The organism is Barnesiella sp. B2-R-119, from assembly GCF_023656675.1.
GTDB classification, from domain to species: Bacteria; Bacteroidota; Bacteroidia; order Bacteroidales; family Barnesiellaceae; genus Barnesiella; species Barnesiella intestinihominis.
In genome coordinates, this window is record NZ_JAMOKL010000003.1 from 203,173 (window position 1) to 225,858 (window position 22,686).

A 22,686-nucleotide genomic window follows, 5' to 3' on the forward strand; every position below is an offset into this window, starting at 1 on the left:
CTACTTTTTCCGTGTATTAATCACTAAATTTTTTAATTATGACAGCAAATGAAATTTTAGCGGATATCGAAAATTACGAAAAGTTCGATCCGGTCAAAGGAACAGTCGAAGGGAAAACTTATGTGGTAGTCCCGACTACTACAGAAACAGGCAAAAATTCAGACGTCGTTATCAATAGGCATATCACCTTAGCCCACAACACGACGTTGATTTTTGCCGGAGGGAAAATCTCAGGGACAGGCACACTCACCGGCGACAATACTCGGTTGATAGCCCCTATTACCCAAATTTTTGGCGAAGACATCACCGTCGACGGCATTTGGGTAATGGATCGCGCCTATCCTCAATGGTTCGGGGCAAGAAACGATATTTCCAACAATGAATTTTGGCATCTGCGCGTTGCCTGAGAAACAGCCAAATCTACCGAAGAGAACCCTCTCGCCCCCGAAGCTGAAAAAGACAAGATTGAAGAAGCCCGAAATGCGGCCTTAAAAAACTTAAAAGCATGGAAAGTAGACTCCTCCGATGCCATCAACAAGGCCATGAAGCTGAAACATGCCGGAGAAGTATTTCTGCCCAAAGGAGAGTACGCCATTTGTAAAACTTTGAAAGTTCCTTATGGTATTGTACTTCGAGGAGAATTGGCCGACTATCGTCTTAACAGAAGTAACATACAGTTGCCTATCGGTGATTATCCATTAGGAGGAGACACTACTCCCGACGATCTTTCGTCTTATTATAAATTAGGGACTGTTATTCGCCCCTTAAACACCAACTATCCGCTCACAGTCGATAGTGACGGGACGCCTATCACTTCGTTCGACAACAATTTTGCGGTTGTCATCAACCCCAACATTCACCCGAACGAGAATCATAATAAGGCATGGGAACAGGAATTTCCTCCTGCTTTCACTACGATACGAGATATCCAGTTTAACAATTTTTGGACAGAGACTCCCAGCATGCGGGGAATCTATGCGATAGGCGGCATGAAAATCGAGAATGTCAGTTGGAGTCAATTTGTGCAAGCCGTAGCCACACCCGACGATATGTATTGCGACGGAAAGACCATTATCAACTGTGGTTTTAGTGCTCCTACGGGTTGCATATTCAAGGACTTTGTCTTCGAAACCTTAGTAGAAGAGCCCAAGAAAATAATAAAACGATTTGCTCAGGACCAAAAAGAGTATTACGCTTTCGATCTAAATGGATTAGGCGATAATCTCTACTTCCATCGGAATCACATGAATATGAATGAAATCGCCGGAGGATTGAAATTGTCGAAATCGAATGGGGCTCAAATTAGTTGCAATATTATCAACGACAATATTACATTCTATGATTGCAAAGGCATTTCTTTTTCTGCCAACCACTGCGAAAATGGTATTCAAGTAAAAATATCCAATTCTCAAATCGTTTTTTCCAGTAACTATTTCCATAAAGGGTCAAAACCGACATTTCTCATTAGAGATAACAATGCGCGAGGATCGGTCAATGTGCAATCGTCTACAATAACCCTACAAAACAACTCTTTGGTTTTCTTAGACCACGAAGATGAAAGTTCCAACCTTTATATTGGGAATATCAGTCCTTACGATATCCAAACCGACGGGTATCTATCCTTGTCGATACAAAACACCTATCGATACCGTACTCCCAGAAATGCCGCAGGAAGCATGCACGGGTGTGGACTGGCCATTCTTAAAGAGATTTGGACTATTGGAGAACCTGAGCCTAAATTGATTCCGTTTACCGAGTTCAACGATTTGAGTTATCTCTTATCCGGGAACTCACTTATCAAACCCAACTTCCATATCGTACACAACCATATGGTGAACAATACGCAATTTTTCCGAGCCTCGGCTATGCCCAACAACAATATCGTATGGTTCCTCGAAAAAGGCGCATACCATTACCGCATGCAAACTATTTGGGACAAAAAACGACTAATCGGCAGTACTGCTATGGACTTAGAATTTGATTCTAAAAAAGAATTCTATCTAGGAGAAATCGATCCCAATACAAATTTTCCGCAAGGTCTCTTGTTGAATATAGGGGCTAATTCTTATGACGGTCCCAGCGACGGAAATGGCAACCAAGTAGTCATTCGACTCATGCGAGCCCGTGCGAACGGGAATACAGCTTATCACAGTATTGAAATTCCCGTTTGCGGAACCCGCTTCCTATATGACAATGGTCTGTCGGTATGCGGATTCAAATGGAAGCAGGAAACATCGATCGCCCCGTTGACAGTCAACACCATGATCCAATCTATCCACTTTGTCGGCGACAACGTTGTCTGCAAAGGAACCGCTTGTCCTACCGTCGGCGAGTGGACCGTGGGTGATATTGTTTACAACACAGGTACGGCATCGAACAATGCCATGTGGATATACACTGCAAACGGCTGGCAAGCCCGATAAAAAATAGATGAGCTCTACTTAGAAGCTGTTTTAAATTTATTGAGAAATAATATTATCATTGCAAGCAGGTATGTTCCGGCCATATTGAGCCCCCGTCTCGGAATAAATTTAGAACAGCTTCTTAAAACATAAAAACCGCACCGAATATTCGGTGCGGTTTTTATATGCCTTGTAAGAAAGATTAAACTCTTCTTTCTTTAATACGGGCTTTTTTACCGGTCAACGCACGCAGATAATAAAGTTTAGCGCGACGTACTTTACCGCGACGGTTCACTACAATCTCTTCGATGAAAGGCGACTCGATGGGGAAAATTCTTTCCACACCTACATTACCCGACATTTTACGAACCGTGAAACGCTTTTTGTTACCGTGACCCGAGATACGGATAACATCTCCGCGGAATTGCTGGATACGCTCTTTGTTACCCTCTTTGATACGGTAAGATACGGTAACAGTGTCACCACTACGAAACTCGGGGTGCTCTTTACCGCATGCGAATGCTTCTTCTGCAATCTTTACTAAATCCATTTTTAATAGCTATTTAAAATGTTCATACTGAAACGTAATTTAACAGGCCACTTCTCCTGCCAGAGATTACGAAAAGCGGGGCAAAGTAACGACTTTTTCGCCACATAAACAAATATGCCGTCGATTTTTTCAGACAAACCGCTCTTGCAAGGTTAACAAAATTCAATCTTGGGAACAATTTTTGATATATTATCTTCAAATTTGTAATTTCGTCCAAGAGAAAAAAACGACATACTAACATTCTTCACATCATGATAAGAAAACTCATAGGAATAACGGCCATATATTTGTCCGTTTCTTTGTGCGGACTGGCACAAACCGAACGCATCGTCATTCTGCACACCAACGACACTCACAGCCAAATGGAACCTTTCGCAGCCACCCACAAAACATACGGAGGTTTGGGAGGAGTGATGCGGCGTATGGCTATTATAGACAGTATCCGCAATGCCGAACCTAACGTATTATTAGTCGATGCCGGTGACGCTATTCAAGGGACACCCTATTTCAACCTTTTCAAAGGCGATGCCGAATTCGAAGCGATGAACGCCATGCGTTACGATATTCGCACTATCGGAAACCATGAATTTGATGCGGGTATGACCAAACTGGCTCAACTGATAAAAAACTCGACAGCCGATTTTATCTCTTCCAACTACGACGTATCCCATACACCTTTACACGGGACCTTGCAACCGTGGGTCATCAAAAAAGTCGGGAAATATAAAATAGGATTTTTAGCCTTGAACGTCAATCCCGATAATCTCATTCCTTCGGAATCGTGTAAAGGGGTGATATTCCACAATCCTATCCAAGCAGCCAATGAAACCGCAGCTTTGCTTAAACAAAAAGGTGCGGATATCGTTGTGGCCGTATCGCATTTAGGATACACGGCACAAGACAAAAAAGACGTTACCGACCCACAAATAGCGGCAGCAAGCAGCGACATAGACATCATCATCGGGGGACATTCGCATACGGTCATCAATCCCGACAGTATAGACAATAATCCTCTCTCTACCCTACAATACCAAGTTAAAAACAAAGATGGGAAAAACGTACTCATCGCTCAAACCGGAATGAGCGGAGCTTACTTGGGTTGCATTACCATAGAACCTCGAAACTAACTACTAAATCGTTATGAAGAAATTAAATACATACTGTTCCATCGGCTGTCTTTCGGTCGTTTTGTCAATCCTCTCGTCCTGCTCCACGTCCCGACAGGAATTCGACATTTCTTACAAACTCATTCCCGTCGATGCCCGTTGGGACAAGACTCCCGAACCGCTAATGGAACAAATAGTCGATAAATACAAGACAAGTGTCGATAGCATAATGAGTATCGTCATCGGGAAATCGAGCCAATACATGGCTCCGGGCAGACCTGAAACCTCATTGACCAACCTCTCGGCCGACATCATAAAAACCGAAGTTCAACGAGATTTCGGTCAACCGATCGATTTCGCAATCATCAATACAGGGGGGATACGCAATCCACTCATGCAGGGAGATATTACATTGGGCGAAATATATTCTATCTTCCCTTTCGATAATACATTATGTCTCATAAAACTAAAAGGTTCCGATGTACGCGAGTTACTCAATATCGTAGCTTCCCGGAACGGAGAGGCCGTGAGCAAAGATGTACACATGACTATTGCCGACGAAAAAGCCATCGAACCGACCATCAACGGCAGACCTATCGACGACGATCGTATCTATTCCATCGCCACGATAGACTATGTAGCCAACGGCGGGGACCACATGACCCCGTTCCTGAATGCAATAGAACGGAAAAACAGCAACACTTTCATGAGAGATGCCGTTATAAATTTCATCGAGAGAGAAAACCGGGAGGGACACACCATCGCACCTCCCAAAGGGGGACGCATAATCTCATCGAATAACAAGTAACCAGACATGAAAAAGATAATTGCCTGTATCGGGACGTTTTTTGCTTTGGTAGCCCTATCTACGCAAGCTAAAAACCCGTATCTACTTCAAACGGCCGATCGGTCGGCTATGGAGCACTGGGTCGACTCGGTGTTCGAATCGCTTTCTCCCAAAGAGCGAATTGCACAACTGTTAGTTATTACAGTGCGCAACAGCGATACCCCGCAAAACCGTAAAACGTTACAAAGACTCATACAAGAACAAAAAATCGGGGGACTGCTTTTCGACTCAGGAACAGCAAAAGACCAAGCCAACTTAACAAACTACTGTCAGTCTTTATCCAAAGTTCCCCTGATGATCACTCTTGACGGAGAATGGGGGCTCGCCATGCGTTTGTCCGATACTCCGCGCTTTCCGGTCAACATGATGTTAGGAGCCGTTCAAAACGATTCTCTCCTCTACGAATACGGCCGTGCCGTAGGGAAGCAATGCAGGCGCATGGGCATACATGTCAATTTCGCTCCGGTTCTCGACATCAACAGCAACCCGCGTAATCCGGTAATCGGCAAACGTTCTTTCGGAGAGTCTTTAAAAAATGTCTCGTCCAAAGCTATCGCATACGCCAAAGGATTGGAATCCGTAGGAGTCATGGCCGTTGCCAAACATTTCCCGGGACACGGAGACACCTCGGAAGACTCGCATAAGACACTCCCCCTTGTTCCTCATAGCAAGGAAAGGCTCATGAGTACCGAAATACCTCCATTCAAAGCATATATCGACAGCGGGCTATCGGGCATAATGGTGGGGCATCTGAATATTCCTGCATGGGATGCCACCAATACCCCCTCTTCCTTATCGCCGATTATCACCCGCGAACTTTTATGCGACTCCTTAAATTTCGAGGGGTTAATATTCACCGATGCTTTAAAAATGAAGGGAGCATCGAAATTCGGCAATACGGCACTACGAGCCATACTCGCCGGGAACGACATCGCTCTGAACCCATCGAAACCCGAAGAACAGTTGAACAGCATTTTATCGGCTATCGAGCAAGGAAAGATAACTCAACAGGCCATCGATAAAAAATGTAAAAAAGTGCTACGCTACAAATACGTTTTCGGATTAGCGAACTATACACCCATAAAAACCAAAAACCTTATCGAAGATTTGAACGCTCCCGAATACGATGCCCTTAACCGAAAGCTCAACAGCGAGGCCATGACCTTGCTACGTAACAGTCAAAATCTAATTCCTATCACACATTTGAACAAGGGCAGAATCGCCGTTGTATCCGTGGGGAACGACACGGAATCGGTTTTCCAGAAAACAATAACGCTATACGCCGACAACGTAGGCCGTTTCGACGACAGCAATCCTCTGCCTTCACTGCTGGACACACTGAAACATTATGATAAAATCATACTGGCTGTACATAGTGGCAATGCCGAACATAGAGCCAGAATCGGCCGTATATGCCAAACCGGGAAAGCAATAGTCGCATGCTTTCTCTCCCCTTATCAAATGAATCGGTTAAGTCACGAGTTGACTCATTGCAAAACACTTCTATTAGCCTACGAAAATACCTCGTTGGCACAAGAATATGCAGCACAAGCCCTATTCGGAGGATATGCCATAAAGGGAAAATTACCCGTAAGTTTAGAAGGTTCGTTCAAACTGGAAGAAGGCATATATATTCCAAAGTGCCGATTGGGATATGCGATTCCCGAATCGGTCGACATGGACAGCCGGATATTGTCTGCTGTCGATTCCATTATAGAACAAGGGATTAAAGAAGAAGCATTCCCGGGCTGTCAATTATTGGTTGCCCGACAAGGAACAGTAGTCTGGAACAAGGCTTATGGATACTTCGACTACGAAACTCACCGCCATGCAGTCGCCACAAACGACCTCTATGACTTGGCATCCGTCTCGAAAGCGACTGGTACTTTACCGGCTATCATGAAGGCTTATGACAACGGACGTATAGACTTGAACAAACCGATGAGCAAATACTTCGCTCCACTGCGAAATACCGATAAAAAAAGTCTGACGATCAAGGAAGCTCTTTTACATGAAACCGGTATGCCTGCCTCATTGCAAATGACTTCGGTCATTATCGACCCCAACAGCTTCATGAAACCATTAATCAAGCGTAGGAAAAGTAGCATCTACTCCATACAAATAGGGAATAACGCTTTTGCCAACCGCAATGCACAACTACGCAAAGACCTATTATCCTCTCGGAAATCGGATCGATTTCCCATGAGAATCGCCCAGAATTTATATGGTTCGAAATCTTTGCCCGACACCCTTATCAACCGTATCATCGAGTGCAAATTACGCCCCTCCAAACGATACTTATATAGCTGCCTGAATTTCGTCTTATTGAAAGAGACTGTCGAAAGCGCCACCGGCATTGCGATGGACAAATATTTGCAGCAAAACATCTACGGACCCTTAGGCATGCAAACGACCGGATATCGCCCTCTCGACCGATTTCCAACCGAAAGAATCGCACCGACAGAATGCGACAACTTCTACCGGAAGCAACAACTGATAGGGTATGTCCATGACGAAACAGCATGTTTTTTCGGAGGCGTACAAGGCAATGCCGGACTCTTTTCCAACGCCAACGATTTGGCTAAACTATGCCAAATGTGGCTAAACAAAGGGACATATGGAAACGAAAGAATTTTATCCCCGAAAACCGTAGAACTGTTTCTGACAGAAAAAAGCTCGACCAGCCGCAGGGGGCTGGGATTCGACAAGCCCGATATGGAAAACCCGGAAAAGAGCCCTACGGCCATCGAAGCATCGGCCTCGACCATCGGTCATTTAGGCTTCACCGGCACTTGCTTTTGGATAGATCCCGAACAAGAACTCATCTATATATTTTTATGTAACCGGGTATATCCCTCCCGCACGCATGGCGCGCTATCTCAATTGAATATACGTCCCGAATTATTCTCGACCATTTACAGGTCCATAAAAAATCATTCGAAATAGAACGACAATATCACCATATTCGATGTCGCTTTCTTCAAGGACTGAGTAAATTTAATATCGGCCGGATCCCTTAAATCATTTCGTTTCCGGTTAATGACGTCTGTAAGTCCGAAACAGAATTTCAATTCGGGAATCAATTTAAAATATGGTAAATAAAAGTCACAACCGAGGCCGATAGTCAAATAACCGTCGAATGTATTCAGTTTAAGCAAATCGTTTCTCTTTTTCGATACGTCGGCCGTTCCCATGACTCCCCCGATCAGGTATGGACGGAAATTATTACAACGCAAAGCACTGAATTTCAATTCGATAGGGACGACGATATAATTCGATTTAATGTCTTGTGTCCGATATTCCTGCGTCGCCGTCTCTCTAAACTTCACCACTTTATTCCCGAAAAATATACCCGGCGAAAATCTCAAATTCAAATGGGGGCACAAATAAAGGTCGGCCATCAAATTCACATTGAACCCGGGTGAAAAATCGGGAATATCCATGTACCAACTTTCTCCACCATCGGTAACGAAACCCGAATGTACAAACTTCATATCTTGCACATGCGTACCAATAGAAAAGCCCAAATGCAAGAGTTTATGATCTGCATACGGTAAATTCTGTACTTTACGAGGTTGAGCACATACACATACCGGCCACAACAACGCTATGCACGCCACGAAAACGTACAATCGTCCCACGTATCTACGGACCGTAAATCCATGTAATACTTTCCCTTGTATATCACTACCTCTATTCATAGTACGATAACTATTTATCAAACGGAAAAACAAGCGGTATATTGTTCCACAGGAATTGTATTTGACACACAAATTCCTACTCCTTTTCTTTTGCAATAGAGATAAAAATGCTACTTTTGTGTCGCAATTAGATCTAATTATTTCAAACTAAAAACTAAAAACAATGGCTTACGTAATTAATGACAACTGTGTGGCTTGCGGTTCTTGCATTAGCGAGTGTCCGGTAGAAGCGATTTCGGAAGGTGATATCTACAAAATCGATGCAGACAAATGTTTGAGCTGCGGTACTTGCGCTGAGGTTTGTCCTAACGACGCTATCCACGAAGCATAAGCACACCGGTAAAAAAATTAAAGAAAAGGCTACTTGGTATAAAACCAAGTAGCCTTTTTTGATTCAGTAGAAAATTCGTAGGGGGTAGACTTGAATTTTAGAGATGAATCTCTTGCCGACAGCCTTATTCCAAATCTTCTTCGGAAAGGAGTTGGGAAAGACAACATAGGAGTTTTCGATTGTAGGACTTAACCCCTCCGTCACTTCGTGACACCTCCCCTATATTTTGCGTCGCAAAACACAGGGGAGGAGTTTTAAAATAGCTCCGAACAGTAAGGGCACAAGAGACGACAAGGGAGGAGGTTTAATACCCCTCTAACGCATTTTTTAGCGAATAAATGGATTGTGTTTGTCCTCCTCCATTGTGTTGCAGTGCAATAGGGGAGACACCGAAGAAACAACAGTTTCTGAGGAGAAGAGTTAAAAAGCAGCTGAATCGACTTTTGACAAAACTCAACCTCTCCGTCACTCACGTGACACCTCCCCTATATCTTGCGTTGCAAAACACAGGGGAGGAGTTTTAAACACACCGTAAGGACACGAGAGACGACAAGGGAGGAGGTTTAATATCCTTCTAACGCATTTTTTAGCGAATAAGTGGATTGTGTTTGTCCTCCTCCTTGCATTGCAGTGCAATAAAGGGAAGATACCGAGAAACATCAGTTTCTGAGGAGAGGGGCTGGAATATACAAGGACGCTCTCCACTGATTACCTATTGAGCTTATTTTTTTATTATCACGAAACTCCAATTCACAAAACAGAAAATAAAAAACGTGACAACTCATATCCGAGAAGTCACGCTTTCTATAAATAGTTATAACTCTTATCAGTTATTATCCGCCGGTTTCACCGATACATACGAACGGTTTTCTTTACATTTACGGAACACTACCGTACCGTTTACCAATGCGAACAACGTATGGTCTTTTCCAATACCCACGTTTTCTCCGGGATGATGAACAGTACCTCTCTGACGAACCAAAATATTACCGGCCTTAGCATATTGTCCACCGAATATTTTGATACCCAATCGTTTGCTTTCCGATTCACGACCGTTCTTCGAACTACCAACACCTTTCTTATGTGCCATTTTCTTAGAAGTTTAATAGGGTTAAGCAACAATTTCTTTAACTAACACTTCGGTGAAATATTGACGGTGACCGTTCAATCTACGGTAACCTTTTCTTCTTTTCTTCTTGAAAACAAGAATTCTTTCACCTTTCACGAGGCCTTTTTTACCGAAACCGTCGTTCGAAACGACCTCACACACGACTTTCGCACCTTCCACGGTGGGAGTGCCCACAGTTACAGCTCCGTCTTTATCGACGAGCAATACTTTGTCAAATTCGAGAACAGCTCCATGCTCTGCTCCCAGATAGTGGACAAACAATTTCTTTCCATTTTCTACCTTGAATTGTTGTCCTTGAATCTCAACAATAACGTACATTGTATTTTTATTTTTACGTTCTCTCTGCCGGGCGGGGTCAACCGAGACACCTCTTTTTGAGCCCATATCAGAATCAGCCCACAAAAGTACTACAAAAAATCATTCCGCACAAACATTCCGCCGATTTTCTCTGAAAAAGAAAATCTATACCTCCACAATCAATTCCTAAACAAAAATCTTTTTCTTGTAATATATTTCTCGGAACTCTTTGGGCGAGCACCCTTTTTTCTTCTTAAATATGCGATTGAAATTCGACAGATTATTAAATCCGCATTCATAGCATATTTCGGCAACCGTTTTCGTCGAATCGACCAACTGTCTTGTCGCATGTCCCAAACGTATATCGATAATATAATCCGACAGACTTTTTCCTGTTCTTAATTTGAAAAATCGGCTGAAAGAGACCGGCGTCATATCGGTAAGCTCCGCTAATTGCGACAATCTGATTTCTTCCGTATAATGTAAATTGATATACTCCTCCACTTTTTGTACCCGACGACTATCCGACGCAGTCTTGGATCTCGCGAAAGAACTGCTCGACAACGTGCGGGCATCATCACAAATCGACAATTCATACAGGATTGTCAAAAATTTTACGAACTGATAAAATCCCGGTTCTCCTTTTAACAAAGAATCTATTGTCGAATAGACTTTCATCACCGCATGCAGAGGGAACGACAATCCCTTTTGCGCCCTATCGAGCATTTTACGGATAGACGTGAATTGCTTCTTGTCAATAAAATTATTGGAAAATAAATCCGGAGAAAACTGTATAGTAATTTCCCGAATCTGCTTGGATTGACAGTTTCCTTGTTCCCATACATGCTCCAAATTATCCCCGCAAAGCAAGACCAAATCATAATCGCCGATCTCTTCTACCGAATCTCCGACAATCCGCCTTACTCCTGCTCCATTCTCGACGAAATTCAGCTCGTATTCCTTATGATTGTGCAAAGGATACGTAAACTCCGTTTTGTATCGTTCCACAATAAACAAGCAATCTTTTTCCGACAATGGAGATATTTCTGTAATGATATGCTTATTCATGCTATAACCATATAAATGAGGGTATAAAGATACATATTCCGTTCAGCATTCAAAATTATAAGTACAATTTTTATACCTCACCTCCAAAGAATTAACACCCATTCGGAATTGATTAAAAACCCAAATGCAAAAAACTCTCTTGACCCAATAAGCTGATTCAGTAGAAAATTAGTGGGGATAGACTTGAATTTTAGAGATGAGTCTCTTGTCTATAATCCACTCTGAGGACCTATTGAACCGATATACCCTTTAATTATCGACTAAGTCAATAATCTCCCGTATTTCTCCCGGTCGCATTTAAACGATCAAACCCAACTTATTGAACTACAATAAGTTGGGTTAAAATCAGTCGGGGTGAGACGACTCGAACGTCCGACCTCCACGTCCCGAACGTGGCGCGCTAACCAACTGTGCTACACCCCGCACTTAGTTTTGCGGGGACAAAGATACACAAAGTTTGGGAAAAGTAAAACGAATCTTTCAAAAATCTATATTTAAAATAGAAATATCTTCTTTTTTCATTTTTACGGTAAAAAATTAGGAAGATAATCAAAAATAATTCTATCTTTGCACACGCAAAAATGATGGTGCCATAGCTCAGTTGGTAGAGCAAAGGACTGAAAATCCTTGTGTCACTGGTTCGATTCCCGTTGGCACCACAAAAAAAGGACTCGTAAAGACGAGTCTTTTTTTTGTATTCGGACATTACTCATGACCGATACACTCGGCGACATACAAAATATAGAGGAGCAAGTGAAGACATCTCGCCGAGAATGAATATAATGCTTCCCTCTTCTCAAAATAAAAACGATAATCCGGCACAAACGTCAGTCGCTACGATATCCGTGTTATAACGGTATTGTCCCCCTTTCAAATCAAGTTGCAACAGATACTTCTTTCCTACTTGTCGAGAGCAGGTAAAAACGGCATAATAACCGACGTAATCGGAAGAAAGATTCTTGTAATTATAACACCATGCGGATAGAAGGGCGGCATCGTCAATCGAGGAAGGAGTATGAAATAACCGACTATCAAAAGTCATAGCATAATTTCCACCTATTTCCAGTCGTAAAAACCAATCTTTCGACATGCGGGAAACAGACAGCGCTACCTCTGGCGTAACTTCTCTCACACTCATTTCCCGCAACGGATAGACATACTCAGCTTTTACTCGCCCATAATTTACTCGTGGCTGTACAGAATAATTCCACCCTTTTCTACGAACCGCTTCATAGAATCCCGAAAGGGAGAGTCTGTATGCATGACTACTATACTGTTCGGCTTCTCCAATTTTCGGATAAATCTGGTTCGCCGCATCACCGAAAATATTTTCGGTCCCCAATTTCAATTCATAATTCCCAGTCAATTTTATACCCCAGCTCTCAATACCCGACAAACTTTTCCGATACAACCACTCTCCGGCGAAAGTATGCCGCCCAATCCGAGCCATAGGCAATTCGTTCAAGGAAGATATAATCTTTTCACACGAGAAATAACGATACGCCACATTCCCCACGAAACCGATCGAACGCGAAGTGTGCACACCCAAACTTCCTCCCCATTCGTATCCGTTATAATACGTGGAATAATTATTTCCGGCAAATCGGTTATAATGCATTCCCAACCCGGTGAGATGATAGACTTTCGAAACACCCAGCTCACTATAAAATTTAATTCCGTTGGTTTGCTTGTACTTTCGTCCTGAGACCGAAATATCGAACAAATAGGAAGGAGATACCGGTATCGACAAACCTAAGGAAAGCGACAAATCCGACGTGGTGTTTTTAGGTCTCGGATCTATTCCTCTATAAGCGACGGAGGCCTCGTATGAAAAATTACCGCCCCATGTTATCGATTCATAACGAGCGGCATATCCCCCTGTAAAGCTATAAATCTCTTTCGACAAGTCTCCGCCCACCGAATCGGCCAACAAATAGGGATACAACAGCTCCCAATCGGAGGTCTCGTTCCACTTCAAATTTTTCACACGTCCATTTCTATACAACGCATTTCCCCACAAACAATAATTCTTTTTTCGTATGTACGAATCGGCTTGAAAGCCTATCGACTTTTCACCGTCTCCCGATTGTAACAACACAGGCTCGCTCTCCGAAGTATATTGTCCACCGACGGTTGCCCGCGTAAGAGACGAAGAATACCTGTCATAGCGTACCGCAGGATTACGATACGACAATTCGACAAAAGATACAACTACCGATCGATGTTCCCACAACCGATCCCATATAGAAACCCGAACCGTATCTCCGGCTCGTAACTCACAGAGACACACCAAGCATAATACGCAAAAGACACACAACTTTTTCATATCCCTCTAATCTATCAACTCTTGACCTCTACTCCGTCATAGGTTTCTGTTTCGGCCTTCGTACCATTTGCATCTATCGCCGTATGCTGTTGCTCTATCAAAGAGGGCACACACTCGGTATTGAAATCGGCAGACGAATCGTTGGTATCCTTCAATACCCGACGACCGTCACGGGTGAGATAAAGCATTTTTCGACGCACACTTTTGAAATAGCGAGTCTTATCGTGGTCTATCGTACCACAATGTGTCCACCCCCGGTCCAACGAAGGGGCCGTGACATTCCACACATACTCCGATTGTACACTGGTATTCACTGCATCGATAATCCATTCGTTCGGTACTTTATAGGCGGTTTGCTCCATCGGGAAAGTCCCGGCCGGTAAAACCATAACATAGGAATAGGTATATAAATTTTCGGTCAAGAATTTTTCTTTTTCAATGGGAATTCTCGCTATGGCAAATCCCCTGAATCCCCGATTGTGGAGAACCCAAAAACTTTTCGTGTAACAATACCACTTATCGAGATTAGGAACGGTCGGACTGTCTATATCCAAATGAGCAGGAACCGAGGATTCGTCATACCACTCATAATCCGCCCGACTCAAATCAAATGAATTGGGATTCGCGATACGATGGTCTATACCCGTATCGCAAAGGATAAACGACTCTCCGGGAGCGACCGGATGGTCTGTCCCGCTACCGGGGATTACATACACAGCCTGTACAGTCATGTGAGTGCTCATAATATCGGGGGTATAATCGAATTTTTGAGTCGTAACAAATTTCGACTCCATCAAAGCGACCCCATCGGCATATAGCATGTGATCGGTATTGTTATAGATTTTCACATAACCATCTCCATAGTATTGTTTTCCAGAAGACTGCAATGTCCCGGTAAAAAATATTTCCTCTATAATGAAGTCGTCTTTATTCTCTACCTGATAACTACCGATAGAAACACTTCCTTGTGCTCCCATAAGCTCCAATGACCTAGCATACCCGGATAACGAAGTATGAATTGTGCTATCGGCAGTCTGATAAGTTATCGCAGCTTCATAAGAACAATCGTATAATCCCTCGGGCAATGTAATTCCTTTACGGGTCGTAAAACTGGTAACCATACCCGACGTAATATTTCGAAATTCAAAGGTTTCACTTTCCACAGAAATCCCCGACAAATCCGACGGATACCGGACATCGATTTCGACAGTCGTCCAACGTATATCCCGTTCCTCGTCACAACTGCAAAACAAAGCCAACATGCATAAGGAAACACAGAGTGTAATTCTATTCATATATTTCATAATCAAAAATTTTATCGATCATAACGTAAAATTAAGTTCCATACCGAAATAAGGATCCACATTGCGCCGTATGAGCAGACCATTCATCTTATATGAAGGAAGATAATCTAGAATACGATTAGCGAACAATGACAATCTCAACCATTTGCCTATCGTTTTGGTCGCTTTCAGGTTTACATAAACGGCCGTGGGTATTGTCTGTTTTTTATACAAATCGCCGTTATATGTCTTTATAAGAAACTGCAATTTAGGATCGGCAGCCGACTCCTCGGTATAGGGATATAACTTTCCGTCGCTTGCTGCCATATAGCTCACCGGGACTCCATTTTTCCACATTACCCGAGTCGAAACAAACCACATGCACTGTACCGATGTGGAAAAAATCAACCCCCATTCGGGTATTTGAGTATCTAACTGAAAATTAGTATTAAACTGTTCGTTTACTCGACCGTCGTTCCAATCGTACAAACCCACGTATTCTTCCGAAACCGGACGGTTGTCCACTACATCGGCCACAGTCTCGAACATAGGACGACTATTCGTATATACCGAACGGAACCAAGCTCCGTTTATAACGACGGCAGTCCTCAGTGCCGATATACGTTGTGAAGTAAATTGAAACTCGATACCCTGTTTATCGATGCGGCTCCCGTTGGCCGACTGTCTATAACCGTTCAACGCCTTCATATCGGTATAAGGAATGTCTTCCAAAGCAGGAGGCCCTTGTAACCCAGAGGCATCGACTGCCGAATGGTCATACTTCCGATAACTGAACGGAGCATAAAAAGAGGAAGTCCGAAATCCCGATGTAAGATTTTCATGAAAATAAGTTACCGACAACCGGTTTCCCTCAAATGAAATATCGCCTCGTACTTCCCACTTATGATTACGAGCCGGTTTCAAATCATAATTGGTTATATCTTCGATATAAGTAATTATATTTACCCGACTATATTCGAGCGGTTTATTCACATCGTAATAATTGAGTTGCACTATATCGTTATACCACAAATCGGGATAAAGATAGTCGAGCGTAGGCATCTTGGTCGTCACACCATAACCTCCCGAAATCGAAATGTGCAAGTCTTTCCCAGCGACAGGAATCGCAGGGAAGCTCCATTGTGCATTCGCACGAGGATCTATATAAGGCTTTCCTTGTAACAAATATCGCTCGCTCATTCCTATCTGTGTCACAGAACGAGCTCCTACTTGCAGTTCCAATTTATTCTTCCCCAGCAAGAACAATGTATTTCCTTCCAAGAAGAACGACAGATTCTGCAAGGCCGGAATATCGCTATAAGCCCGAGGGCGAGCCCCCCAGCTCGTCGAAATAGGGTGGGATAAATCATAAACTTGCCCCTTCCCGAAATTTTTGGAATAATTCCATTCTCCACCGGCTTTGGCGTTCAACCGATATTTTGCGCCTTCCCAGCCGAACTCCCCTTTGGCTTTCAGAAAAGCATTCACCGGTTTCCCATCGCATAAATAATCTGCCACATACTCCGAAAAAAGATAAGTACCGTCATGAACCCCGGGCTCCTTACCGGTAGGTGCAACCGTCGCTCGCTGAGGACTAATAAGCTTCGTCCTTTTCAACTGATCGGACTGAGCGCTCACCGACGCATCGAGATTTACCGTTTTTATCCATTTTAACCGAGGAAACGTCCATTTGAAATTATTTGTCAAAGAAGCTCTGTTATACGACGATTTATATTTGTCTATTTTTTGATAGCTCAAATCGGGATCTGTCTTCACGTTATCGAAAGATCCCGTATAATCCGCACTCGGTGTCCATGTCATCTCCCACTTATCCCTCTTCCATAACTTCGAAATGCGAACAGAAAAATTCACTCGCTTATAATTTTCAAGATTATTCCGGGGATCTACTTTCGAGTCCAAAAAACCGCCATCGACATTCAATGTGAAATCATGGTTGGGAACTGTAAAACCTTTCCCCACCGAAAACAATTTGCTATATTCATCGGCTTTAAAACGAGCTGTAAGGGGTGTCGCCTTTCTCACTCTCTTTATATTTACCATACCACTGGTAAGATTTCCGTATTCGGCCGAAGGTATACCCCGCACAATCTCGACACTTTCTATATCGTCTGTTGTCAGCGTGCGCATATCTACCCCTTTGTTCGTCATATTTCTGAGCGATTCCGGCGAGGTCCCGTCCGAAGAAGTTCCCCCGGGAATATATTGCAGATTCGCATCGCCGTTAAGAGGAGCTCCATCTACTAAAAAAAGAGTTCCCAACGATGTAATGGCATAATCGGGATTGGAATATTGTTCTCCCGATGAATTCAGCGTTCCCGTTTCTCTCAACTGTATGGAATTGACCTGTCCCATCGAAGGGGTCTTGGATATATTTCCCGGAAGCAGCTCCAATAAATCGCTAAAACTGGTAGGCTGCAAATGGGTCATCATTTCGCGATTTATCTTCGACGAGCTTACCAGCCCCTGCGACTCCCGCGCCGTCACGACAATTTCGTTCAACGAATTTCCCGAAGGGGCCATTTTTACGGTCAGCTTCGTATCCCGTTTCAGTGTAACCCGTTTTTCATAACGATCGTATCCCACATAAGTAATACGCAGTATATAGTCGCCCGGATGCACAGAGGGAAAAGAAAATACTCCATTATCTTTGGACAATACCGAATGGACCTCATCTCCATGCAGTAATTGTATCGTTGCAAACGATAACGGGTCTTTCGAACCTATATCCGAAATTACCCCCTCGAAAGAAACCGTAGCTACTTGCGATACATTCACAGAGTACATAGTCTCTATTCCCACATAACTTATTAATATAATGAAAAATAATCGAAGTCGCATGTCTTAATTTTTGTGGACAAAAATACAAAATGCATAAATCTCGCACCCTCACCAAAAATGGCTATTCTATGTCTAAAAAATACCTATATATTATTATTGTAGCCCAATTATGCAGAAAATAACTTTGCGGTGTCGAATTAAAAAAAATTTGTTATGAAAAAATTCTTACTTTCTACACTCCTCTTTATCGGAGGAATTTTAGGATCGATACAGGCAGAGGGTCCTGTATTTCAATGGGCGAAATCCTTAGATGGAAATCCCGGGAACGGAGGTGACAATGCTCACAGTTTGATAAAGAGCAGCGACGGAAAAATTCTGGCGCTCGCACAATTCGGGTCGAAGAAAGACAACGATCCTGTTTACTATGGAGATGACATTGTCGGCTACGGCTGTGCTACTCAGGCAAACTCCGACAATTGTAATATCGTTCTTCTCAAATTAGATTCGGACGGGTCTAAAATATGGAGCCTATATAGCTTCTCCGGCGATGTAAGCATCTCTTCGAGTTCCATTGCCGCCACTTCTGACGGAGGTGCTGTCTTAGCATTAAAAATGAGATATGCATCCGGTATGACCGATAAAACCCCAGCATTCAAGGATGCCAAAAACAACACCGTGACCATACAAAACTGGAATACCGGTTACCGTACATACTATGCGGTTCTACTAAAAGTCAGCTCGGAAGGAGTTATCGAATGGAACAAATACATCGAAATAGACAACAGCCCCGAAGCCGCCGCTACTTATTACACAGAAGGTACACCAGACGGCATTTACCCTTATGCTACCGCTACCGACGAGAACGGGAACATCTATTTAGCCGGGAATTATCGTAAAACCATGACTTTTTACACGGCAGAAAATTCGCCTGTACAACTAATCCCTCACAACACCGTAAACTGGAACGGTGATTCTCAAAAGACAGTAGGAGACTTGTTTATCGTAAAACTCGACGACAAAGGGAATTATTTGGGCCACTTTACAACCACAGTCTCCGGCACAATCGAAAGAGAACAAATAACCCATCTCATCTACGACAACGGTAAACTCTATTTCTACGGAACTGTAAAAAACAGTAACGAAGGCTCGATCAATTTAGGCTCGATCAACCTCGTGCCTTCGTCGTTCGACGACATTCTCATCGGGGAAATCGATACCAACTTAGACGTGAAATGGGCAAAATTAATAACAGCATTCGGAGCCAGCGACAGCAAGCACACTACCCAGACCAAGAACATGGACTATATAAACGGAAGTCTTTACCTTTCGGGAATGATGAAAGGAGGGTTCGCCCCTTATGGAGAAGAGGAAGCCCGAATAGCCTCTAAATCTACTCCGCTCAATGGGTTTGTAATCAAATGCGATGCTTCAAACGGAGAATGGTTAGGAGGTGTCTCTGCCGACGAACAAGGTATCGGTGGTTATTTCGGAGTAGCCAAAGGAAAAGAAAACAATCTCTATGCCTACGGGTATAGCTGGGCAACCCCCAATAAAGGTATTTGCCTAACCACGATAGATGAATCCAGTTGGGAAAAAACAGAAAAGATAGCCCTCATAACCGAAACCGGTATGGGTACAGCTTGGAGCTGTTTGGCAGACGGTACAAATTTCTACTCCTTTTCAAGAGGTAATAAAGCCGTCAATTTCTATAATTCCGAATTTACCTTACCTGCACCCACAGGTTGGGGAATGTTCATATCGAGCTGGAAACTCGACGATATAGCCACAGGGATAGAAACTCCAAATTTAGCCGGAAACGATACACGAATATACGGAGTGCAAGGAGGAGTAGTCGTCAATACCGAAGAACCTATCGATGTGTATATCTACAACATCACCGGCGCACTGGTTAAACAAATAAAAGTAACCGGCAACGAAACAATAGAACTTCCCAAAGGTATATATATCGCCAATAAGCAAAAAGTCATGGTTTACTAAATCATGGTTTATGAAATGTTTATATTTATAGAACGGTGGCGCATGCCACCGTTCTTTTTGCATCAATCGAACAAACCAAAAATCCCGAACAGAGGAAACCTCTGCCCGGGATTGGGATCGCATATCCTACCTATCTAATAACTTATCGATTATTCTCTTTATCGATTGCGGCTAACCGTGCATACATTTCTACCATAGCGAACTGTGTCAACAGCCACTTCGAATCGTTTTTCGTTTTTCCGCTCCAATCATCGTTAAACAATCCGTTTTTCTCACGCATTTCCGTCCAAGCGAAATCCAGATTTTCCCTAAAAGCATCGATATACAAACTATTATGATCTATACCATACAGCTCAACGAATCCCCTAAACATAATAGCGGTAAACCAAACATCACCCCGATTCAGTACTTTATATTTACGATCCGACTGCGAATCGTGGCTAAAAAAACGATTGTAACAGGCAGCAGCCAGCCGTTGGGCCTCCTGCAAATATTTTTTTTCACCTGTAATTCGATACAAAAGCGCTGCCGATTGCATCATTTGTCCACTGTTATAAGCAAACTTCGCCCTACCGATTTCTCCGTTCAAACTCTTATTATCGAAATATAAACCGTCTGCGGGATCTTGCAGATTTTCTTTCGTCCACTCATACAATCGAATTCCTGCTTGTAAGTAGGAACTATCGCCGGTCGCTAAAAAGAGTTTCGAAGCATACACCGACCCCGGAGCATTGGAACAGGTATTTTTCCCGTTCTTTTTCTGCTCGCACCAATATATGCCATATCCCAATTTATCATCGGTTCCACTTTCTATAAACCGCCAAACCATCTTGGCTTGCGAGAGATATTCTTTTTTCCCGGTCAATAAATACAAGTCGGTAAAATCGAGCCCTATCCAAATATTATCGTCATAGAATCTATCGGAAACCGGAGCCGTGTTTATATACGAAGCATACGCTGTCGGAGTTCTCTGCGTGTCGAGATACATTTCCAGCCCGGGACGAACCGTTTTAGTCAATACCTTTCGGAAATCGGACTTCGGTTTTACTTCCAGAAGAGCCGTAACGGCCGACAGGCTCCCCGAAAAAGGCCACAGATAGGAATATAGTTTCTGTTGCTCGGCCTGTTCTTGATTAGAAAGATAGGAGACTTTCAAATGGTTGTCAAAGGGATAAGTCTCCCTGAATAAAGGGACATCTTCAACTCCATAAAGTTTTTCAATGGCCTTGAACGTATCGGCCGCACGAGTATAGTTATCGTTCCCTGCAAAACTTTTTCCTGAAAAGAACAAAAGAAAAGCGAGCGCAAAGCAACGACCAAGCATAATTGAGAATAATTTCTTCATACGATTTTACAATTTTCCTTTCGGGGAAATTTCTGTTTCCCGGCTTTTTCCATCGATATAAAAACGAGCAAAAAAAATCACCGAGCAGAGGACACCCCCCCGACCCGGTGAAAAACAGAAAGATATTATTTAACTATTACTTTATTGGAATACACAGCGTTACCGCAATTTACCCGAACAATGTACACGCCGCCATGAGCCATATCGAAAGAACAATCGGAAACCATCGCTGTCGAAGCGACACAATTGCCCAACAAATCGAACACCATAACGTCATCGACAACAGCGCCATTGGTCAAAACCTGAATAGTCGACCCACTGACTGTCACAACGGGCTTAACAGCTGCCGAAACTTCCTCAATGGCAGTGGGATCGCCTTGTTCTACCAACAGAGTCAACGCATTGAGATCGACCGTCAACTTGTAATAGCCATCGGAGGGAACGGTAAACTTATTGTCATGGTTACCGGCAGTAAAATAGGAAATCGTATACGTTTCACCTAACGTAATGAGTTGATTTCCCTCTTTTGTTTGATCGAATACAAAACAGTTTTCCCAATTTCCGGCAATGAGTTGATTGATAAATTTGAATTCCGTATCACCTCCTTCGGAGTTCTTAGCATACAAAAATCCATTCCATGTAAACACGCCTTCGCTTACTCTTGTCATTTCAATTCCGTCCTCGGTTTTCCAAGCTCCCGGTTCTCCTTTCATGGCACTACCGATCAGATATAAATGATCATAGTCGATTTTTGTAACCTCCATTTTCACGGTATTCAAATCGATCGTAATCGTATAAGTGGCCGTAGAAGCAATTTGGTATTCCGCAGTGGCGACTCCATCGGCACTGAAAACCGGTGCATAAGAACCAGATTTGACTTCAGATGCATTCGCCGGATTCAAGGATTGGCTATTGTCGTTGCTTACGATATAAAAACCGGTCACGGGATCTTCGACTTCAAGTTTTCCTTTCCATGTATAGACACCGTCCGATTCTTTCGTCATAGCAACTCTTTCGGAGAATGCGCTACCAGCTAAATAGGCCTGTCCGAATTTCTCGACATCAAGAATGTCCAAAGAACTTTCTGTCAAAGTCATCGTTTCTGCATCCAAGTCGATCGTAATCGTGTATACCCCGGTTTTTTCTACTTGGAAAGAGGTGTCATAACCTCCGTGTTCGCCTTTGTCATACAACTTTGCGGGAACACCCGGAGTGACAATTTCGTGATCGGGCACATCGGGATTAGGTGCAAGACAAGGATCCCAGCCTCTTCCTACCAAGAATTTGAATCGACGGTCTCCCGTTTTATCCAATAACTCTCCCGTCCATGTAAATTGGCCGTCTCCGACCTTCGTCATTTCAAGAGCATCCTTAGGGCTCCAACCTGCTGCACAAGCATCTCCGACAACATACAAATTGTCATAATGATTGATAGCCGACATACCGAATACGGCCAACAAACACGCGATTAAAAATGTAATCTTTTTCATAATTTTTATTATTA

17 protein-coding genes and 2 tRNA genes are annotated in these 22,686 nt (G+C 43.2%); 8 read left to right on the forward strand and 11 right to left on the reverse strand.

Annotated elements, in window-relative coordinates:
- Positions 1 to 38 precede the first annotated feature (38 nt).
- Both NBH06_RS07270 and NBH06_RS07275 read left to right on the forward strand, forming a co-directional pair.
- Positions 39 to 407: a hypothetical protein gene (locus NBH06_RS07270; protein WP_046416862.1), complete on the forward strand. Its 369-nt coding sequence runs from the start codon at positions 39 to 41 to the stop codon at positions 405 to 407.
- A 135-nt stretch (positions 408 to 542) separates the two neighbouring features.
- Positions 543 to 2,423: a hypothetical protein gene (locus NBH06_RS07275; RefSeq protein WP_250793544.1), complete on the forward strand. Its 1,881-nt coding sequence runs from the start codon at positions 543 to 545 to the stop codon at positions 2,421 to 2,423.
- 181 nt (positions 2,424 to 2,604) lie between these two features.
- On the opposite strand, the gene rplS is transcribed toward NBH06_RS07275, so the two are convergent.
- Positions 2,605 to 2,952, reverse strand: a complete 348-nt coding sequence (gene rplS, locus NBH06_RS07280; RefSeq protein ID WP_008862602.1) for a 50S ribosomal protein L19 — start codon at positions 2,950 to 2,952, stop codon at positions 2,605 to 2,607.
- A gap of 251 nt (positions 2,953 to 3,203) precedes the next feature.
- On the opposite strand from rplS, the gene NBH06_RS07285 reads away from it, so the two are divergent.
- Genes NBH06_RS07285 through NBH06_RS07295 form a run of 3 tightly spaced genes read left to right on the forward strand, consistent with a single transcriptional unit; the run spans position 3,204 to position 7,851 of the window.
- The gene (locus NBH06_RS07285; protein WP_250793546.1) at positions 3,204 to 4,079 is read left to right on the forward strand and encodes a bifunctional metallophosphatase/5'-nucleotidase; all 876 of its coding nucleotides are present in this window, start codon (positions 3,204 to 3,206) and stop codon (positions 4,077 to 4,079) included.
- Between the two features lie 13 nt (positions 4,080 to 4,092).
- A complete protein-coding gene (locus tag NBH06_RS07290; RefSeq protein WP_008862604.1) occupies positions 4,093 to 4,866 on the forward strand; it encodes a 5'-nucleotidase C-terminal domain-containing protein in 774 nt (257 codons plus the stop codon).
- Between the two features lie 6 nt (positions 4,867 to 4,872).
- Positions 4,873 to 7,851 (forward strand): serine hydrolase domain-containing protein, encoded by a 2,979-nt coding sequence (locus NBH06_RS07295; protein ID WP_250793549.1) that lies wholly within the window; start codon positions 4,873 to 4,875, stop codon positions 7,849 to 7,851.
- Here NBH06_RS07295 and porT read toward each other — a convergent pair.
- On the reverse strand, positions 7,839 to 8,606 hold the full coding sequence (porT, locus tag NBH06_RS07300; protein ID WP_229065988.1) for a type IX secretion/gliding motility protein PorT/SprT: 768 nt from the start codon (positions 8,604 to 8,606) through the stop codon (positions 7,839 to 7,841). The two genes, NBH06_RS07295 and porT, sit on opposite strands and share 13 nt — an antisense overlap.
- 163 nt (positions 8,607 to 8,769) lie before the next feature.
- Here porT and fdxA point away from each other — a divergent pair, with 163 nt between their 5' ends.
- A complete protein-coding gene (fdxA, locus tag NBH06_RS07305; protein WP_008862607.1) occupies positions 8,770 to 8,937 on the forward strand; it encodes a 4Fe-4S ferredoxin in 168 nt (55 codons plus the stop codon).
- Positions 8,938 to 9,763: 826 nt separating this feature from the next.
- Here fdxA and rpmA read toward each other — a convergent pair.
- The 4 genes from rpmA to NBH06_RS07325 all read right to left on the reverse strand — a co-directional run bounded on the left by rpmA (position 9,764) and on the right by NBH06_RS07325 (position 11,854).
- On the reverse strand, positions 9,764 to 10,027 hold the full coding sequence (gene rpmA, locus NBH06_RS07310; RefSeq protein ID WP_008862608.1) for a 50S ribosomal protein L27: 264 nt from the start codon (positions 10,025 to 10,027) through the stop codon (positions 9,764 to 9,766).
- Positions 10,028 to 10,048: 21 nt separating this feature from the next.
- Entirely contained in the window at positions 10,049 to 10,384 is a 336-nt protein-coding gene (gene rplU / locus NBH06_RS07315) for a 50S ribosomal protein L21 (RefSeq protein ID WP_008862609.1), read from the reverse strand.
- Between the two features lie 165 nt (positions 10,385 to 10,549).
- Positions 10,550 to 11,431: an AraC family transcriptional regulator gene (locus NBH06_RS07320; RefSeq protein ID WP_021891151.1), complete on the reverse strand. Its 882-nt coding sequence runs from the start codon at positions 11,429 to 11,431 to the stop codon at positions 10,550 to 10,552.
- Between the two features lie 349 nt (positions 11,432 to 11,780).
- Positions 11,781 to 11,854: transfer RNA gene (locus NBH06_RS07325), tRNA-Pro, on the reverse strand.
- A gap of 163 nt (positions 11,855 to 12,017) precedes the next feature.
- Between NBH06_RS07325 and NBH06_RS07330 the strand changes: the two genes are divergently transcribed.
- Positions 12,018 to 12,090: transfer RNA gene (locus NBH06_RS07330), tRNA-Phe, on the forward strand.
- Positions 12,091 to 12,227: 137 nt separating this feature from the next.
- On the opposite strand, the gene NBH06_RS07335 is transcribed toward NBH06_RS07330, so the two are convergent.
- From NBH06_RS07335 to NBH06_RS07345, 3 genes are read right to left on the reverse strand one after another with little or no spacing between them, the layout of a single operon-like run.
- Positions 12,228 to 13,757, reverse strand: coding sequence for a DUF6850 family outer membrane beta-barrel protein (locus NBH06_RS07335; protein WP_250793551.1), 1,530 nt, complete (start codon positions 13,755 to 13,757; stop codon positions 12,228 to 12,230).
- Between the two features lie 14 nt (positions 13,758 to 13,771).
- Entirely contained in the window at positions 13,772 to 15,061 is a 1,290-nt protein-coding gene (locus NBH06_RS07340; RefSeq protein WP_046415030.1) for a DUF4876 domain-containing protein, read from the reverse strand.
- Positions 15,062 to 15,079: 18 nt separating this feature from the next.
- Positions 15,080 to 17,860, reverse strand: a complete 2,781-nt coding sequence (locus tag NBH06_RS07345; protein ID WP_250793553.1) for a TonB-dependent receptor — start codon at positions 17,858 to 17,860, stop codon at positions 15,080 to 15,082.
- 192 nt (positions 17,861 to 18,052) lie between these two features.
- Between NBH06_RS07345 and NBH06_RS07350 the strand changes: the two genes are divergently transcribed.
- Positions 18,053 to 19,837: a T9SS type A sorting domain-containing protein gene (locus NBH06_RS07350; protein ID WP_250793555.1), complete on the forward strand. Its 1,785-nt coding sequence runs from the start codon at positions 18,053 to 18,055 to the stop codon at positions 19,835 to 19,837.
- A 142-nt stretch (positions 19,838 to 19,979) separates the two neighbouring features.
- Here the strand turns inward: NBH06_RS07350 and NBH06_RS07355 are convergent, their stop codons facing one another.
- Positions 19,980 to 21,182 (reverse strand): glycoside hydrolase family 76 protein, encoded by a 1,203-nt coding sequence (locus NBH06_RS07355; RefSeq protein WP_250793556.1) that lies wholly within the window; start codon positions 21,180 to 21,182, stop codon positions 19,980 to 19,982.
- Between the two features lie 125 nt (positions 21,183 to 21,307).
- Positions 21,308 to 22,672 carry a T9SS type A sorting domain-containing protein gene (locus NBH06_RS07360; RefSeq protein WP_250793558.1) on the reverse strand — a complete coding sequence of 455 codons (1,365 nt, stop codon included), beginning with the start codon at positions 22,670 to 22,672 and terminating at the stop codon, positions 21,308 to 21,310.
- Positions 22,673 to 22,686 lie beyond the last annotated feature (14 nt).